The organism is Azospirillum melinis (genome assembly GCF_013340935.1).
Lineage (GTDB): Bacteria > Pseudomonadota > Alphaproteobacteria > Azospirillales > Azospirillaceae > Azospirillum > Azospirillum melinis.
In genome coordinates this window covers 1-17,319 of sequence record NZ_WHOS01000026.1, presented here as the reverse complement: position 1 = coordinate 17,319, position 17,319 = coordinate 1, and the positions used below count along the sequence as shown (strand labels likewise).

Annotated in this window: 14 protein-coding genes; 7 read left to right on the top strand and 7 right to left on the bottom strand. The window is 67.8% G+C overall.

Annotated features, from left to right (window positions below; translation table 11 throughout):
• The first annotated feature begins 168 nt into the window (after window positions 1-168).
• From GBZ48_RS19360 to GBZ48_RS19350, 3 genes are all read left to right on the top strand, one after another.
• Window positions 169-411 (top strand): sulfurtransferase TusA family protein, encoded by a 243-nt coding sequence (locus GBZ48_RS19360; RefSeq protein ID WP_209798139.1) that lies wholly within the window; start codon window positions 169-171, stop codon window positions 409-411.
• Window positions 412-459: 48 nt separating this feature from the next.
• Entirely contained in the window at window positions 460-1,698 is a 1,239-nt protein-coding gene (locus GBZ48_RS19355; protein WP_174472494.1) for a DUF2478 domain-containing protein, read from the top strand.
• Window positions 1,699-1,831: 133 nt separating this feature from the next.
• Window positions 1,832-2,158: a DUF1244 domain-containing protein gene (locus tag GBZ48_RS19350; RefSeq protein ID WP_149233625.1), complete on the top strand. Its 327-nt coding sequence runs from the start codon at window positions 1,832-1,834 to the stop codon at window positions 2,156-2,158.
• A gap of 49 nt (window positions 2,159-2,207) precedes the next feature.
• Here the strand turns inward: GBZ48_RS19350 and GBZ48_RS19345 are convergent, their stop codons facing one another.
• Window positions 2,208-2,834, bottom strand: coding sequence for a glutathione S-transferase family protein (locus GBZ48_RS19345; RefSeq protein ID WP_174472493.1), 627 nt, complete (start codon window positions 2,832-2,834; stop codon window positions 2,208-2,210).
• Between the two features lie 111 nt (window positions 2,835-2,945).
• Window positions 2,946-3,755, bottom strand: coding sequence for a substrate-binding periplasmic protein (locus GBZ48_RS19340; protein ID WP_246307313.1), 810 nt, complete (start codon window positions 3,753-3,755; stop codon window positions 2,946-2,948).
• Between the two features lie 490 nt (window positions 3,756-4,245).
• Here GBZ48_RS19340 and GBZ48_RS19335 point away from each other — a divergent pair, with 490 nt between their 5' ends.
• Window positions 4,246-7,614, top strand: coding sequence for a response regulator (locus GBZ48_RS19335; protein ID WP_425486004.1), 3,369 nt, complete (start codon window positions 4,246-4,248; stop codon window positions 7,612-7,614).
• A 73-nt stretch (window positions 7,615-7,687) separates the two neighbouring features.
• Complete coding sequence (locus GBZ48_RS19330) at window positions 7,688-8,656, top strand: response regulator (RefSeq protein WP_246307312.1); 969 nt, start codon at window positions 7,688-7,690, stop codon at window positions 8,654-8,656.
• On the opposite strand, the gene GBZ48_RS36950 is transcribed toward GBZ48_RS19330, so the two are convergent.
• The 4 genes from GBZ48_RS36950 to cobD form a co-directional block, all read right to left on the bottom strand.
• Window positions 8,619-9,815: a SpoIIE family protein phosphatase gene (locus GBZ48_RS36950; RefSeq protein WP_174472492.1), complete on the bottom strand. Its 1,197-nt coding sequence runs from the start codon at window positions 9,813-9,815 to the stop codon at window positions 8,619-8,621. The two genes, GBZ48_RS19330 and GBZ48_RS36950, sit on opposite strands and share 38 nt — an antisense overlap.
• Before the next feature lie 3 nt (window positions 9,816-9,818).
• The gene (locus GBZ48_RS19320; RefSeq protein ID WP_174472491.1) at window positions 9,819-10,124 is read right to left on the bottom strand and encodes an STAS domain-containing protein; all 306 of its coding nucleotides are present in this window, start codon (window positions 10,122-10,124) and stop codon (window positions 9,819-9,821) included.
• A 101-nt stretch (window positions 10,125-10,225) separates the two neighbouring features.
• Window positions 10,226-11,527: a GGDEF domain-containing protein gene (locus GBZ48_RS19315; RefSeq protein ID WP_246307311.1), complete on the bottom strand. Its 1,302-nt coding sequence runs from the start codon at window positions 11,525-11,527 to the stop codon at window positions 10,226-10,228.
• Between the two features lie 295 nt (window positions 11,528-11,822).
• Entirely contained in the window at window positions 11,823-12,956 is a 1,134-nt protein-coding gene (gene cobD, locus GBZ48_RS19310; protein WP_246307310.1) for a threonine-phosphate decarboxylase CobD, read from the bottom strand.
• A gap of 65 nt (window positions 12,957-13,021) precedes the next feature.
• On the opposite strand from cobD, the gene cbiB reads away from it, so the two are divergent.
• The gene (gene cbiB, locus GBZ48_RS19305) at window positions 13,022-13,984 is read left to right on the top strand and encodes an adenosylcobinamide-phosphate synthase CbiB (protein WP_174472490.1); all 963 of its coding nucleotides are present in this window, start codon (window positions 13,022-13,024) and stop codon (window positions 13,982-13,984) included.
• A 4-nt stretch (window positions 13,985-13,988) separates the two neighbouring features.
• Here the strand turns inward: cbiB and GBZ48_RS19300 are convergent, their stop codons facing one another.
• Window positions 13,989-14,567: a hypothetical protein gene (locus tag GBZ48_RS19300; protein WP_174472489.1), complete on the bottom strand. Its 579-nt coding sequence runs from the start codon at window positions 14,565-14,567 to the stop codon at window positions 13,989-13,991.
• Between the two features lie 199 nt (window positions 14,568-14,766).
• Here GBZ48_RS19300 and GBZ48_RS19295 point away from each other — a divergent pair, with 199 nt between their 5' ends.
• Entirely contained in the window at window positions 14,767-17,094 is a 2,328-nt protein-coding gene (locus tag GBZ48_RS19295; RefSeq protein ID WP_343049603.1) for a hybrid sensor histidine kinase/response regulator, read from the top strand.
• The last annotated feature ends 225 nt before the right edge of the window (window positions 17,095-17,319 follow it).

Sequence of the window (17,319 nt, the reverse complement as noted above, 5' to 3'; positions counted from 1 at the left end):
ATTCCTTGCGATTGCGCCGTACAACAGCGCAGGGACCGGAAAATTTCGGACGAGGGTCGACCGCGGCGCATGCGGCCCCCCGCCGCCGGTCTGGAGATGCGGAGGCGAACCGGCTACAGTCACATGTCGAGTAAGGATTTTGTCCTCAACCAGTGTGGAGCGGGCGCGGTGCCGGCGAGAGAGCTTGACGTGAAGGGGCTGCATTGCCCGTTGCCCATCCTGCGCACCCGCGCCCTGCTGAACGGGATGGAGGCTGGGGAGGAGCTGGTGGTCTACGCAACCGATCCAGCCTCCGTCATCGACTTCAGGCATTTCTGCAACACGACCGACAACGCGCTGCTGTCGCATGAAACCCAGCCCGACGAAATCCACAAGACGGTCTTCGTCTACCGAATCCGCCGCGGCGTCTGAGGCGTCCATCGCCGCCCGTCCGCCGTCCCGCGAAAGGTCCCTGCCCCGATGCCGCTTTCCCCAGCCATTCTGCCGTCCCTGCGTCCCGGCGCCGTCATCCATGGACCCGGCTCCCATGGTGTCGACACGCTGCTGGACGGCTTTTCGGCGGAGCTGAAGCGGCGCGGCTTCCGTGTCGGCGGACTGGTCCAGCGCAACCACGGGCCGGGCGACGACTGCGCCGAGCGGATGGAACTGGTCGACGTCGCCACCGGCCACGCCTATGACATCACCCAGAGGCTGGGCCGGGAATCGCAGTCCTGCCGCGTCGATCCGACCGGCGTGGCGGAAGCCAGCCAGGCGATCCGCAACGCCGTCGCGGCGGGCGTCGACCTGCTGGTGGTCAACAAGTTCGCCGGGCTTGAATCGCATGGCGACGGCCTGTCGGACGAGATGCTGGCCGCCATCGCCGAAGGCATTCCCGTGCTGACCAGCGTCGGCAGCCGCTATCTCAACGAATGGCAGACCGCGACCGGCGGCTTCTGCGACCTGCTCTCCCCGGTGGCCAACGCGCTCTGGCGCTGGTGGGGGCCGCAGCGGATGTACCAGGATCTGGTGCAGGGCGTCGCCGATGCCGATGTCCGCCGCGTCGTCACCGGCGACAAATGGGTGCTGGTGGAAACCGCCGATGGCCTCGGCGTCGCCGCGAGGCAGGCGCCGGCGGCAGAGGGCGCCGCAGAGGACAATGCGCAGCGCTGGACCGGGCGGGGCCTGCGCGATCTTGCCGCAATGGCCGCTCAGTCCTGGGATCCGCTGGAGATCGCCGTCGGCGTCGCCGCCCTGAACGCGCATTACAACCGGCCCGACGTGACCGGCGTCCCCGGCAACGGGTTGGACCTGTTCGCCTCGGTCGAGGGCCGGGTCGTGGTGATCGGCGGCTTCCCGCAGCTTGCCCGCCGCCTGCCCCGCGCAAAGGTGATCGACATGAACCCGCAGGAGGGCGAGTACCCCGAGGCCGCCTGCGACTGGCTGCTGCCGGGCGCCGATGCGGTGGCCATCACGGCGTCGGCCTTCGCCAACCGCACCCTGCCCCGCCTGCTGCGGGTTTCGGCGGGAGCGGAGGTGGCGATGGTCGGCCCCGGAACGCCGCTGACCCCGCGCCTGTTCGATTACGGGATTCAGTCGCTGGCCGGTTTCGTCGCCATCGACCGCGAGGCGGTGGTACGCACCATCGCCGGCGGTGGCGGTTCGCGCGATTTTCATCCCTATGGCCGGATGGTCACGCTGCACCGGCCACCCCACTCTTAGATCGGATCGCGTAAAATCGGACTCGATTTGACGCGTGAATCCGATCGTCAAACTTAAAGCTATAGCTCCATGCGTTTCATATTAAACGCATGGAGCTATAACTGAACAAGAATACCGGAGGAGTTGAGACCCCATGGCCGATCTGGACCACCAGACCCGCATCGAACTGGAAGCTGCCGCCTTCCGCGGTCTGGTCGAACATCTGCGCAAGCGCACCGACGTGCAGAACATCGACCTGATGAACCTCGCCGGCTTCTGCCGCAACTGCCTGTCGAAATGGTACGCGGCCGCCGCCAAGGAACGCGGCGTCCAACTGTCCGACGAGGATGCCCGCATCGCCGTCTACGGCATGCCCTATTCCGAATGGAAGCAGAAGCACCAGAAGGAAGCCACCCCCGAACAGCAGAAGACGTTCGAGGATACCAAGCCGTTGCACGCCGAGATCAGCGGCCACCGGTAAGGCCGCATGCCCCCTTCCCGCGCCGATGCATGCAGAAGGGGGCAACGCCTCAGGCGTTCACCGAAAAGGGCTGCACCACCGCCTTGAACTCAGCCATCGCCTCGCAGGCGTCGGAATGGGCGGCGAGCGTCGGCCAGCGGGAGCGGTCGAACACGGCCGGGTGGGCTTCGCCGACGAAGCGCAGGGCGCAGCCGGCGGCGATGTCGGCATGGCCGATGCGGTCGCCGAACCACCAGGGACCGGCAGCGGCGGCGCGGTCGGCCTCCAGCACGTCGAGAACGGCACCGATCTGGCCGGTGCAGCGCTCCATCCACAGATCGGACCGTTCCTTGTGCAGGACGCGTTCGTAGACAAGACTGACCGCCTTGTCGGCCAATCCCGTCGCCAGCGCTGAGAGCTTCAGCGACCGTCGGCGCTCCGTCCCCTGGCGGGCGATCAGCGCGCGGTCCGGTCCGGCGATCTCGTCCAGATGATCGAGGATGGCGCCGCTTTCGATCAGCACCTCGCCATCCGCCAGAACCAGCGTCGGCACCCGTTTCAGCGGGTTGAATCGTGCGACCTCCGCCGCGTCGGAAAAGACCGACCAGGGCCGATGCTCGTAAGCCATGCCGTAGAGGCGCAGAGCAACGGCGACGCGGCGCACGAAGGGCGAATCATACTGTCCGATCAGAATCATCGACGTAATCCCTGCTGATGGATGGGCCCTGCTGATGGATGGGTTGATGGATGGCCCTCTCCACTCATCCTAGACCGGATTTATCCCGCTGCCGCATTCATGCAACGCGGCTCAGTCCCGCGCCACGATCGGGGTCAGTTTGTAGCGGGCGGCGATGCTCTCCAGCCGTCCATCCGCCTTGATCGCCGCAACGAATGCGTTGACCCGGTCCAACCAGGCTGCATCGCCCGGCGCTACCGCATAGGCGTAGGGGGTCGGCTGGACCGGCACGTCCGGCACGATCAGCCGCGCCCAGGGGTGGAAGGCCAGCATGCGCTGTCCATAGGGATAATCGGTCAGGAAGGCGTCGGCACGGCCGGACTGCACCTCCTCCTCCCGCTCCTGCGGGCGGGTCACGGCGACGATGCGCGCGGCCTTCATAGCGGAGCGGGCGTAGCCGTCCATGTAGGTGTCCTTCTGCACCACCACGACATTGCCGGTGCGGTCGAGATCCTCCCACCGCTGGATGCCGCTGTTGGTCTGGGTGGTCACCGCATAGATGCCGCTGCGCAGATAGGGCTGGCTGAAGGTGACATGCTGCGCCCTTGCCGGGGTGGCGCCGATGGCGAACATGCCTATGTCGCAGCGGTCGGCCAGCAAATCCTCGATGAAACGGGGAAAGCTGCTTTCCACCACCGTCAGGCGAACGCCCAGATCCTTGACGAATTCCTGCGCCAACTCCGCATCCAGCCCCTCCAGCGCGCCGGTGCGTGGATTCCGGAACGAGATCGCATAGTAATCGGGCCACGAGCAGACACGAAGTTGCTTCTGTTCTGCAATTTTCTGAAGTCTCCCGTCCGCCGCCATGGTCGGCGCCACGATTCCGACCGACAGAACCGACAGAATTGAGAAGCTGACCGCCCAAAAGCCGCGCGTCGCCATGTCACACCTTTCGTTAACCAACCATCTCTGTTCTTTGCGACCTGGAAGCAAGATCGCAAAACCGCAGCGGTATCTTATCATCGACCGGTTCGCAAAGGCAGCGGATGCTTGGCGTCGGGTGTGTGTAGCTGCTATTGTCCCAGGCGCAAACTTCGACCAAGAGCTTGGGCCCAGCGCATTGATCCGACTGCGATCCGACCGCGGACCGCAGATGACGGACGGCTTCGGACCCATGCACCCTGCGGCTTGGTCGCTCCACCACATCTGACCGTCCGGAACGAACGCCCTGTCCCCGTCCCCAGTCAAAGCGGATCTGAAGGGTCTCTTCGAGAAGCGGGGCGGCATCATCGCCTTCGCCCTTCTTGCGGTTTTCGCCCTGCTGATCAACCAGGGCCAGCAGCTGATCACCGCGCGCCAGGCGGCCCTCGACTCGGCCGAGGCCAGCCTCGCCAGCCTCGCAGCGGCGCTGGAGGTCTCGACCACCCGCACGGTGCAATCGGTCGATGTGACCCTGTCCTCCATCGTCGATGCGCTGTCGGACGCCAACTGGACGGGGGAGGACGGCGCACCCGGTCCCGACGTGACGGCCATGCTGACGGACCGGCTGCGCCGGTCGCCCCACCTGCGCGGGCTGACCCTGCTCGACCGCACCGGCCGGATCGTCGCCACCACCGAAGGTCCTTACCCCGCCGCCACCTACCTGACGGAACTGGACGTGTTCCGCCTGCAAGCGGCCGCCCAGGGCAACGGGCTGGTGATCGGCGATCCGCGCCCGGGACGCAGCCTGATCGACCGCACCCCGGCAGGCGAACGGTCGGGCCGCTGGCTGCTGCCGATGAGCCGTGCCCTGCGCGAGGCCGACGGCACGCTGCAGGCGGTCGTCGTCGCCACCGTCAATCCGGATTACTTCCAGGGCCTGTACCGGGCGGTACAGGGCGGCACCGGCGGGGGAATGGGCGACCGGATCGCGCTGTACCGCTATGACGGCACGCTGCTGACCGTCCAGCCGCAGACCGGGGACGAGATCGCCAAATCCTTCGCCGCCACCCCGCTCTTCCGCCATTATCTGCCGCAGGTGGAATATGGCGTGTTCCGCCATTCCGGGACGGATGTCGGCGCCGGCCCGGGAACGCGAATCGTCGCCTACCGGACGACCCCGGTCTGGCCGCTGGTCCTGACGGTCAGCGTGCGCACAGACACGGTTCTGGCCCCCTGGCGCGACAATCTGCGGATGGCATCGCTGCTGTCCGCCGGCATGATCCTGCTGCTCAGCCTGTTCGGGCTGCTGCTGGCCCGCTCCCTTGCGGCACAGCGCGAACAGGGCAAGGAGCTGGAAGAGACCAATGCCCGCCTGTCCGCCATCGTCGATACCGCGGCGGAGGGCATCGTCACCGCGCGGCCGGACGGCGTGATCGAAGCGGCCAACCCGGCCGCCCATGCCATCTTCCGCTGCGCACCGGGCGAGCTTGTCGGCCGGCCGGTGGAGGATTTCCTGCCGACCGACAAACGGGCCGACGTTTCCCGCGCGCTGGAAGAGATCGCCCGCGGCGGCCGCGCCATGGACCTTGCCACCCGCGGCGAGACCATGGCGCTGCGTGTGGCGACCGACGATGCCGGTGACCGGACGGACAGCTTCCCACTGGCCTATTCCATGGCCTTGGTGAAGACCGCCGCCGGCCCGCTTTATGCCGCCATCCTGCGCGACCTGACCGAGGAGAAGCGGCTGGAGCATACGTTGCGCGACGCCAAGGAGCGGGCGGAGGACGGCCAGCGCATCAAGATGGAATTCCTCGCGACGATGAGTCACGAGATCCGCACCCCGATGAACGGGGTGATCGGCATGGCCGGGCTGCTGCTCGACACGCCGATGGAAGCCGAACAGCGCACCTATGCCGAGACGATCCGCGATTCCGCCGAATCGCTGCTGGTCATCATCAACGACATCCTCGACTTCTCGAAAATCGACGCCGGCCGGCTGGATTTGGAGGTTGGAGAGTTCGAACTGGTGCCGATGGTCGAGAGCGTCGCGGAAATTCTGGCGCCGCGCGCCGCTGCCAAGGGACTGGACCTCGCCAGCTTCGTGCCGCCGGGGCTGCGCGGCCCCCTGCTGGGCGATGCCGGGCGGCTGAGGCAGATCCTGTTGAACCTTGCAGGCAACGCCGTGAAGTTCACCGATACCGGCAGCGTCACCATCCTGTTGAGCGAGGAGCCCGACGAGCGGCAGGAGGCGGACGGTCCCGATGCCGGCAAGGCCGAAGACGGCGTCCGCGTCCGGTTCGAGGTGCGCGACACCGGCATCGGCATCCCGGAGGAGGAGCGGCCGCGCCTGTTCGCCATGTTCACCCAGGTCGATTCGTCTCCCGCACGCCGCCATGGCGGCACCGGTCTGGGGCTGGCGATCTGCAAGCGGCTGGCCGAGTTGATGGGCGGCCGGATCGGCGTGGACAGTGAGCCGGGGACGGGAAGCGTCTTCTGGGTGTCCGTCCCGCTGAAGCGCGGTGTCGGCAGCGCCCATCCGCCGGCCCCCATCGGCAACTGGGCGGGGCGCCGCCTTCTGCTGGTCGATGACATCGCCGTCAACCGCGATCTGCTGACCCGGCAGATCGACGGATTCGGCATCGTCGTCGAGACGGCGGAGACCGGAGAGCAGGCGCTCGACCGGCTGGTCGCCGCCGCCCGTCTCGGCGCGCCCTTCGATGCCGCGATCCTCGATCACCGCATGCCCGGCCTGACCGGACCGGAGGTGGCACGGCGTATCCGCGCGATCCCGGAACTGGCCGGCATCCGGCTGGCGCTCGCCTCCTCGCAAAGGTTGGAAGGGCAGGAGCAGGAGCCGGCGCCGGTGGACACCCACCTGCCCAAGCCGATCCGTTTTAGCACCCTGTGCCAATGCCTCGCCCGCCTGCTGGAACGGCCTGCGCTGTCGCTGGCGGGTGCCCCGGCTGCGTCCTGGCCCGATGCTGCGCCGGGGAGCGGTCCGGTCACTGGGAATGTCATTCCGCATCGGATCGACAGCCCCGCAGCGGTGCGACCGACTGCCGCAAAAATCGATCCGGCCCCCAACGGCCAGCCGACGCCGCGTGTCCGCGTTCTGGTGGCGGAAGACAATCCGGTCAACCAGCAGCTGACGCTGGCCCTGCTGCGCCGGGCCGGCGTCAGCGCGGAAGCGGTGTTCAACGGCGAGGAGGCGGTGGAGGCGGTGACCGCCCGGCCCTACGACCTCGTCCTGATGGATGTCCAGATGCCGGTGATGGATGGGCTGGCGGCGACGCGGCGGATCCGCCGGCTGTCTGGAGCGGTGGCCCGGATTCCCGTCGTGGCGCTGACCGCCAATGCCATGCAGGGCGATGCCGCCATCTGTCTGGAGGCCGGCATGGACGACTATCTGTCCAAGCCGATCAACGCCCGCAAGCTGCTGGACACCATCGCCCGCTTCCTCCCTCCGGCCGCGGACGACAAGAGCGACGACGCCGGCCAAGCCGCCTCGCCACCGAAGGCGGACTCCGGACCCGCCACCGTCAACACCGAGAAGATCGAGGAACTGCGCGATGCGCTGGGCAGGGACGGCTTCGCCCTGCTTCTCGAAACCTTCTTCGGCGACAGCCCGCAGCATCTCGATCTGCTGCGCGCGGCCATTGCACGCGGCGACCGCACCGGAATCGAGCGGGAAGCCCACATCCTGAAGGGCTCGGCCGCAAATGTCGGCTTCGACCGGATGGCGGAGACCGCCCATCATCTGGTCGACGCTGCCCGCCGTGGCGACCTCGACGCCCTGACCGCCACTGCGGGCGAACGCGTCGCCGATGAACTGTCGGCGGCACGGAAAGCAGCTGTGGCGCTTGTCACGACTGCCGATTGATGTCCACAACTGGCAATGCTGCGACGCAGTGCCGCCGGTGATTGTGCGATTGCGGCGTTTTCAGTAAAATGCCATGGAATTTCCCCAATCGCGCCCCGAACCGCTGGAGTACACGCCGACCATGGCCGATGCCGTCACCGCTCTGGTCGTCGATGACGAGGAAATGACCCGCGCCATCGTCGCTGGCTATCTGTCCCGCATCGGCTATCGAACGCTGGAGGCGGAGACGAAGGCGCAGGCCTGGGAGATCCTGTCGGCCAGCGGATCGACAATCCATGTCGTGCTGCTCGACCGCCGGCTGTCAGACGGCGACGGGCTGGAACTATACGAGCGGATGAAGCGCGCGCCGCATCTGGCCGACATCCCCGTCATCGTCCAGACCATCTCCGACAGCAGTTCCGAAATCGCCGCGGCGATCCGTGCCGGCGTTTTCTATTACCTGATCAAGCCTTATGACGGCGCCCTGCTGCGCTCCGTCGTCCGTGCTGCGGAGGAGACCACCGGAAGGCTGAAGAGCCTGCAAGGCGACCTGCGGTCACGCTCCGACGCCATCGGCCTGCTGCGCGACGGCCGCTTCCGCTTCCGCACCCCGCAGGAGGCGCAGAATCTTGCCATCACCCTGTCGTCGGTCGCCGCCACCGCTCACAGCCTGACCTTCGGCCTGTCGGAGATACTGGTGAACGCGGTGGAACACGGCAACCTCGGCATCGGATTCGAGGCGAAGGGGCGGCTGAAGGCCAGCGGCATGCTGGCGCGCGAGATCGAGGCGCGGCTGGCCTCGGCCGAACATCGTGAAAAATACGCCACCTTGCATGTGGAGCGCACCGACAGCCGCGTCATTTTCACCGTCACCGACATGGGGTCCGGCTTCGATTTCAACCGCTACCTGTCGGTCGATGCCTCGCAGTCGGATGCCACCCACGGCCGCGGCATCGCGCTGGCCCGCATGGTCGGTTTCGACCAGCTCACCTTTGTCGGCAACGGCAACCGCGTGGTCGGCATCGTCAATCTGGACCGGACCGCGGACGGACGCTCCGACTGATCCACAGCACCGTCAGATCGTCGGCGAGCAGCCGGGGCACGGTCGCGAAATAGCGGTCGAGCATACGGCCCAGCGGCCGCTCCAGCCCATCGTCGCCGAGCCCCTGCACCAGATCGGTCACGCCGTCATAGCCGAACATTTCGCCGTCCCAGCCACGCGCCTCGTACAGCGCGTCGCTGAACAGCAGCAGAGTCGAGCCGGGCGGGAAATCCAGGCAGTGGTTGCGGTATCGCGCCTCGCCCGCCAAGCCCAAGGGCAAACCGCAAATCGGCCCCACCCCCAGCCCGCCGTCCCTCTGGCGGATCAGCGGCTTCGGCGCGCCGGCGGTGGCATAGACCAGCCTGTCGGCACCGACATCGACCACGGCATAGATCATCGCGGCGAACTGCGCCTCCGGCAAAAGCCCGACCAGCAGACCGTTCAGCGTGCGCAACGTCTCGGCCGGATCGTCGGCCGGCAGGTCGGTGCGGGCCAGCAGCGTGTGCAGCCGGAAGGTGTTCAGCGCGGCCGCCACCCCGTGGCCGGTGAAGTCGCACAGGAACAGGGCAAAGCGCCGGTCATCGAGCGGACGCGCCCCCCACAGATCGCCGCCCAACTCCGAACTCGATTCGAAGTGGCTGTCCATCGCGATGCCATAGCGCCCCTCCAACGACCGGCAGGCAGCGGCGTCCGGCAGCAGTCCCAACTGCATCTGCCGCGCCAGCGCCATCCGCTGCATGGCGCCGTGATGGTAGCTGTGCAGGCTGCGGATAACCTCCTGAAGGGAGCGGTCGAGGCGGCGCTTCTCAAGATACACCGACAGGCGGGCAGACAGTTCCGCCAGGGTCAGCGGACGCGCCAGCAGGTCGGTCGCCCCTGCCCGCATCAGTTCTGCCCGGCGGGAGCCACTGGCGAATCGGCCAAGGACGAGGATGGGCACGTCGCGCAGCCGCGCCATCTCCCGCAATCCCACCAGGAGATGCGGGCCAAAGCCGGGCAGCCCGTCATGCAGAAGGAGAAGCTGAGGGGGCTCGGCCGAGGCATCGGCAACGGCCTGCACCAGCCCGTCGCCGTCCACCACCGTGACGCGGCGAACCCCCAGCCGGCCCAGGACATCGCTCAGTGGCCCGGTGGCGGATGGGCGAGGATGGCCGATGACGACCGGCGGACCGCCGCTCACCGCTCAGAACTCGCAGGGAATGATGGTGTGGAACTCGGAAATCTCGATCAGGTCGCGGACCTGACCGCGCGGATGCTTCAGGCGGAAGGTGATGCCCGACTGCCTGGCAGCGTTGTTCGCCATCACCAGAAGCCCCAGCCCCGCGGAATCCATGTAATCGACGGCAGACAGGTTGAGGACGCAATCCGCGATGCCTGCCTTCTCCCATCCTGCGAGGATAGCCCGGAAATCGGAGTCGGCTTCGAAGGTGATCTGTCCGCGCATCTCCAGTTCGCGCAGGTTGCCGCTGTCATGCACCGTGTAGTCCATCGCCACGTCCCACGTTGCCAGCCGTCAACCGGACGGCACGGGTATCGGAGCGCCCCCACGACCCAGGATAGCATAGCGAAGAACAGGAACCAGCCTTGAGGCTACATTCCAGGCTCAAACACCGCTACAAGGTTGCGGCCGAGATGCTTGGCGCGATAAAGCGCGAGGTCGGCACGATGGATCGCCCGTTCCAGCGTGTCGGTCGCCCCCTCCAGCCCGGCGATACCGATGCTGACCGTCAGACGGAAGGTGCCGTCCGGGGCCTCGATGGGCATGCGGGCCAGATGGCGGCGCACCCGTTCGGCCACCACGCGGCTTTCATCGGCGGTCGCACCGGGCAGGACCACCACGAACTCCTCCCCACCCAACCGGCCGAGGATGTCGTATTCCCGCAGGATGGCCTGGCAGCCGGCCGCCACCATGCGCAACGCATCGTCGCCGGTGGCATGGCCGAAGCTGTCGTTGATGCGCTTAAAATGGTCAACGTCGAGGACGAAGACCGACAGCGGCTCGTGGAAGCGATGGGCGCGGGCCAGCTGGGCGCGGGCCATGTCCATGAAGGAACGCCGGTTGAAAATGCCGGTCAACGGATCGCGCGACGCCATGTCGCGCAGCGCCTCTTCCATGCTGCGGCGTTCGGTGTAGTCGTAGATCCAGGCCAGATTGACCGCCGTGCCCTGGATCACCGCCTGATTCACCGTGAACAGGGTCCAGAAGGGCGACCCGTCGGCCCGCCTGAACTGAACCTCCATGTTGGTGACGCCGCCGCCGCCGCGCAGCCGCTCCAGCACGCGCAGGCGCTGGTGGCTGTCGAGGTAGTAATCACGGGCGCGGCTGCCGATCAGCTTCTCGCGCGGCAGGCCGATCAGCTCGGCGAAGCGGGTGTTGACGAAAATGATACAGCCGTCGTCGCGGCGGGACACCGAAACGCCGATAGGGCTCTGTTCGAGGATGGCTTCAAGCCGCCCCTCGTTCGGATGCAGGTCATCCAAATCCCGGGTGACACCGGCAATGCCCGACTCGTCACGGAAAGCATCCTTGGCCGGGAAGCGGGTCGCACCCTTCGCCACAAGAACCGGTGCCTCGTACCCGACATTGCCGCCATATTCCAGCAGCGTGCCGGCAGCCGGACTCCCGGCCTGCGATTCATCGTCGTCCGCAAGCACTGTCTGCCGATACACCGCATCGACGTCCGTCACCGTCACCGTCACCAGCCGCAGGCTTTCCGCCCCTCCTTCGGCCTTCGCGCCGGACGGAAGCGAGGTCCAGGGTGCCTCAGCCACCGTCACCCGGCAGACGGTACCGTCGTTCCGCAGCGCCCGGTGCGCCCGCGCCGGATCGGCGACCGGACCGCCGCCATCGCAGGTGTCCAGCCCGAACTCGCACAGGCTGCGTCCCGGCAAACCACCCGGTTCGCAGGCCAGCAGCGTATGGAGCGCCGGATTCGCATGATGAATGATCCCCGAAGCCGCGACGACGCAAACCCCGACCGGAAGGCGATCGAGGATCGACAACGCGGCATCGCGTCCGTCATGCGCATCACGGCCTGAGATCATTGCCATGCAACCCGGAACCGGCATGGCCGAGAGTGTCTCATTGACTTTTGATTCCTCGCAGCGCCGGTGGTTTCCGACAAGGTCGAACTGGAAGGGCCGGACTTCTAAGAACGGTTGAGCGTATAAAATTTTCGGCGATTGTTCAAGATGCGGACATTTTACAAGGTTGCATCGCCCAAACTTGTTTCCGGACAAGCGCGTCATCAAGACGACGCCATGCCGCATCGTCTCCCGGCAGTCCGAATCGCAGCCAATCCGGCCGGTGCTCGAACCGGCGCACCAGGATCCCGGACTCGCCCAAAGCACGATAGAGCGCCGGTGCCCGATCGTCCTCGACAAGACGGAACAGGTCCGTCCCGCCAACCACCCGCAATCCGGCCCCCGCCAGCAGCCGGTCCAACTTTGCCGCGGCACTGGTCAGGCGGTTGCGCGTGGCAGCGATCCAGCCGCGGTCGCCGAGGGCCGCCGTGGCGATGCTCAGCCCCGGACCGGACACGGCCCAGGGTCCGATGGCCTCGCGCAATGCCGCCGCCAGATCGGCCGGGGTGAGCGCTATGCCCAGGCGCAGCCCCGCCAGCCCGAAGAACTTGCCGAAGGAGCGCAGGATGACCAGCCCCGGCCGGCCGGCATGCGCAGCGGTGCTGTCTTCCGGCCGCATATCGGCGAAGGCCTCGTCCACCACCAGCCAGCCACCGCGCGCGGCCTGTGCCGCGGCAAGCTCCAGCAGCCGGGCGACGGGCCAGCGCCGGCCATCGGGGTTGTTGGGGTTGACGACGACCAGAATGTCGGCCTCCGCCACGTCCGCCGCCATCCGCACGTCATGGCCGGCCAGCGCCCAGCAACGGGCATGCTCGGCATAGGTCGGCCCCAGCACGGCCACGCTGCCCGGCGCACGCAGTCGCGGCAACAGCTGGATCAGCGCTTGCGAACCCGATGCCGCGGCAACCAGCTCCGCCGATGGCGCGCCATAGCAATCGGCCGCCGCCGCGCGCAGCGCCGCCTCTTCGCTCCGGCCGGGCAGCCGGGTCCAGGCATCCTGCGGCACCGGCGGCAGCGGATAGGGCCAAGGGTTGATGCCGGTGGACAGATCGACCCACGGTAGCGGCGCACCGGGAAAGGCGGCGCGGGCACCGTCCAGGTCGCCGCCGTGCAGAAGGGCGCCGCCGGTCGCGTCACCCTGCCCCTGAGGGCCCGCCCCAAGCGGACCCGCCCCAAGCACATCCGCCCCAAGCACATCCGCCATGTGCAGCTTGGTCGCCGGGCTGTCTTCGGCCATGATCGCGCTCCTCATTTTCCCATCGCGCGGCCAGCGGGCCGCCCCAATCCTGGAACGTCCCTGCCGTGCCGCTGCATCCCTTCCTGCTCGCCACCGCGCTGATCATCGAGGCGGCTGTCGGCTATCCCGATCCACTCTACGCCCGCATCCGTCACCCGGTCGTATGGATCGGAGCGCTTATCGCCCAGTTGGACGGTGCACTCAACCATGAGACGGACAGCTTCGACCGCCGCAAGGCGTTCGGCGTCCTGGCCGTGCTGGTGCTTCTGCTGACGGTGGGCGGAGTCGCTGTGGCGGTGGCCTGGGCCTGCCGGCTCCTGCCCTTCGGCTGGCTGGTCGAGGCGGCGCTGGCGTCCACCCTGCTGGCTCAGCGCAGCCTGCACGATCATGTGGCGGCGGTCGCCAAGGGCTTCCGCACCGCCGGGCTGGAGGGCGCGCGCAAGGCGGTATCGATGATCGTCGGCCGCAACCCGGCCACGCTGGACGAACCCGCCGTCGCCCGTGCCGCCATCGAGAGCCTTGCCGAGAATTTTTCCGACGGGGTGGTGGCGCCGGCCTTCTGGCTGCTGGTGGGCGGGTTGCCGGGTCTGGCGCTCTACAAGGCGATCAATACGGCGGACAGCATGATCGGCCACCGCACCCCGCGGCACGAAGCCTTCGGCTGGGCGGCGGCACGACTGGACGATCTGGTCAACCTGCCGGGATCGCGCCTGACCGCCCTTCTGCTGGTGGGTGCCGCCTGGATGACGGGAGGGGCGGACGCGCGGCAGGCCTGGGCGTCGGTGAGGCAGGACGCCCACCGCCACCGCTCCCCCAACGCCGGTTGGCCGGAGGCGGCGATGGCCGGTGCACTCGACCTGCGGCTGGGCGGGCCGCGGGTCTATGGCGACACCCGAATCGAGGATGTCTGGCTCGGCGCGGGACGCACCGCCGCCACGCCAGACGACATCGGCCGGGCACTGGCGCTCTACCGCCGCGCCTGCGTGCTGCTGATCGCCGGGGCGCTGGTGCTGACCGTGCTGGGGTGACCGGTCACCCCCGCCCCGCCCGCCGTACCATCAAGGACAGGCGCCGGCCGACCCGGCGCGCGAACTGACGGACCGCAATCAGCAGCCTGCGCGCGGCGCGGACGGGAGCGGTTTCCTTCAGCCAGGCGATCCAGGCCGTCACCCGCACATAACCCCAGGCGAACCAGCCGATGGTCAGCAGCTTCGGCTTGGCGATGTGGAACAGCCGCTCCACCAGGGTGATTTTGACCAGTTCCGCCCCGATGATCACGGCGGCGCCGGCCATGGGGCGGCCTGTTGCGAACAGCCAGGCGCCGACCGGCTTCGCCGGCTCCAGCAGGGCCAAAGGCACCAGCACGAGGACCAGCGACGGATAAGGTCCAAGCCTCGCCGCCCATTGCCCGAATCGCGCGAACAGCGGCAGCCGCGCGATCCGGCGGGCGACCGGCCGCACCACCCAATAGGCCAGCGCGTCCAGCAGGAAATACGCGACCGCGAACAGTGTCGCGACCGGACGCAGCAGGCGGGACAGCAGACTGCGCGGCGACGGCGGTTCGGGGGAGGCGGGACGGTTCTGCGCCCCGGGTGGGGGAGTGCTGTTCATTGGAAATATTCTGCCGGAGGTCTTAGGTCCCTTCTACCACGAAGGCGAGCCTTTCGTTCGTGGGAAGGGGCTGGCACCTTCACCCAAATTGTTTCTCTAAACGCACAATCGAGTCTGCTCCCTCCCCGAACGACCCCACACAACAGCCGAATCGACCGTGCCAGGCCATTACGACCCCCTCCTCGTCGCATTATCCTATGTGATCGCCGTGTTCGGCGGTTATGTGGCGCTGGATCTCGCCCATCACTCCCGCGGCGGCACGGCGGGCCAATCCCTCGCGTCGGACCTGCGGAACGCGACCGGAAATGGGCCGGGCGACAAACGGCGATTGGCCGGTGCGGCGCTGGCGCTCGGTGCCGGAATCTGGTCGATGCATTTTATCGGCATGCTCGCCTACCGCAGCGACATGCCCATCGGTTATGACGCCGGGCTGACCGCGCTGTCCTTCGTGCTGGCCGTCGGCGTTTCGGGAGCCGGCCTGTTTGCGGTAGCGCGAAGCCGCCATACCAACTATTTTAAATTGCCGATCGCAGGGACCCTGACCGGGCTCGGCATCGTCAGCATGCATTATGTGGGAATGGCGGGCATGCGCATGGACATGGACCTGTCCTATGACGTGGTTCTGGTCACTGTTTCGGTGATCGTCGCCATCGTCGCCTCCACCGCGGCCTTATGGCTGGCCTTCCGCAACAGCCGCCCGCTGCAACGCGCCGCCGGCGCCGTGCTGCTGGGACTGGGCGTGGTCACGATGCACTACACCGGCATGGCCGCAGCCGGTATGGAACCGATAACGGAACTGAGCGCCGCGTCCGTCGGAAGCGCGGATGCCAACCGGACCGCCCTTCCCCATGCGGCGTCCCACTCCGGCCAGGGCATCGCGCTGTCCTCGTCCCTGCTGGCGATCATGACCGGGATGGGAACGCTGCTTCTGCTGTCGCTGGCGATGCTGTCGTCGCTGCTCGACCGCCGGCAGCAGGCGGAACGGTCGGCGGAGCAGGAAGCGCGCTACCGTGCCATCGTCGACACCGCGGTGGACCCCATCGTCCTGATCGACGACCAGGGCATCGTCGAGTCCTTCAATCACGCGGCGGAGAAGACCTTCGGCTACCTGGCCGAGGAGGTGATCGGGCGCAACATCAGCATGCTGATGCCGGAACCGTACCGCAGCGCCCATGACGGGTATCTCGACCGCTACCGCCGGACGGGAGAGCGGCGGATCGTCGGGATTGGCCGCGAGGTGGACGGGCTGCGCAAAGACGGAACCAGCTTCCCGCTTGACCTCTCGGTCGGCGAATGGCATGTCGGCAAGCGCCGCATGTACACCGGCATCATGCGCGACATCACCGCCCGCAGGGCGTCGGAGGAAGCGATCCTGCGCGCCCGCGACGAGGCGGAGGCTGCGAGGGTCGAGGCCTTGCAGGCCCGCGACGATGCCCAGCGCGCCGACCGCGCCAAGACCAAGTTCCTGGCCGCCGCCAGCCACGACCTGCGCCAGCCGCTGCAATCGCTGTTCTTCTTCGCCCACGCCCTGTCGGACAAGCTGGAGGATCATCCGGCCGCTCCCCTGCTGGCCAGCATGACCGATTCGCTGAACGGGCTGCGGGTGATGCTGGACAGCCTGCTGGATGTGTCCCGCCTTGATGCCGGGGTGGTGAAGCCCAGCGTCACCGACTTCGCGCTCGGTCCCCTGCTGGAGCGGCTGGCGGAGGAATACCGCGTCCGCGCCGCCGAGTCGGGCCTGACTCTGCGCCATGTCCCGACATCCGCCTGGACCCGCAGCGATCCCGCCCTGCTGGAGCGCATCCTGCGCAACCTGATCGAGAACGCCATCCGCTACACCGAACGCGGCGACATCCTGGTCGGCTGCCGGCACCGTGGCGGCGCGTTGCGGCTGGCGGTGCTGGACCAAGGTATCGGCATCCCCGCCGACAAGACCCAGGACATCTTCCAAGAATTCACCCAGCTCGCCAATCCGGAGCGCGACCGCCGCAAGGGACTTGGGCTGGGGCTCGCCATCGTGCGGCGCCTGGCCGGGCTGCTGGAGCATGGGGTAACGGTGCAATCCGCTCCCGGACGCGGCAGCGGCTTCTTCCTCGATGTGCCGACAGCGGTTCCACGCCCGATCCCGAAGCCTGTGCGGGTTCCCGCCGAATTGCCGGACGCCAAGGGGCTGATCGTGGTCGTCGACGACGACACCATCATCCTGCTGAGCATGCGGGCGATGCTGGAGGAATGGGGATACGAGGTGGTCGCCGCGGTCTCCGCCGACGAGGCCATCGCCTCGCTGCTGAACCTCGGCCGGCAGCCGGCGATGATCGTCGCCGATTATCGCCTGCGCGAAGGACGGACGGGGGTGGAGGCGATCCGCGACATCTACGGCGTCTGCGGCGTGCGCGTTCCCGCCGTGGTGCTGACCGGCGACACCGACCCCGCCCGCATCGCCGAGGTCCAGCGCAGCGGCCACCGGCTGATTCACAAGCCCGTCTCCGCCCCGATGCTGCGCGAGATCCTGACCACCGCTGCATAAGGCGGCAGATCCTCCACCCGAACCGGCGGCAGAGTGCGAAAAAGCGCCCGACTGCACCGAAGCACCCCTGGACGGGCCGGCGGCCGGAAGACTAGCATCCGCCGCCCGACCGAGCCTCCCGGCGGCCCCCGCCCGTCGCCGCCCCCTTCTCTTCCACGGACCGTGATGCTGCGCCGTTCCCTGATCCGCGCCGGCGAGACCTGCGCTTTCCAACTCCGCGCCGCC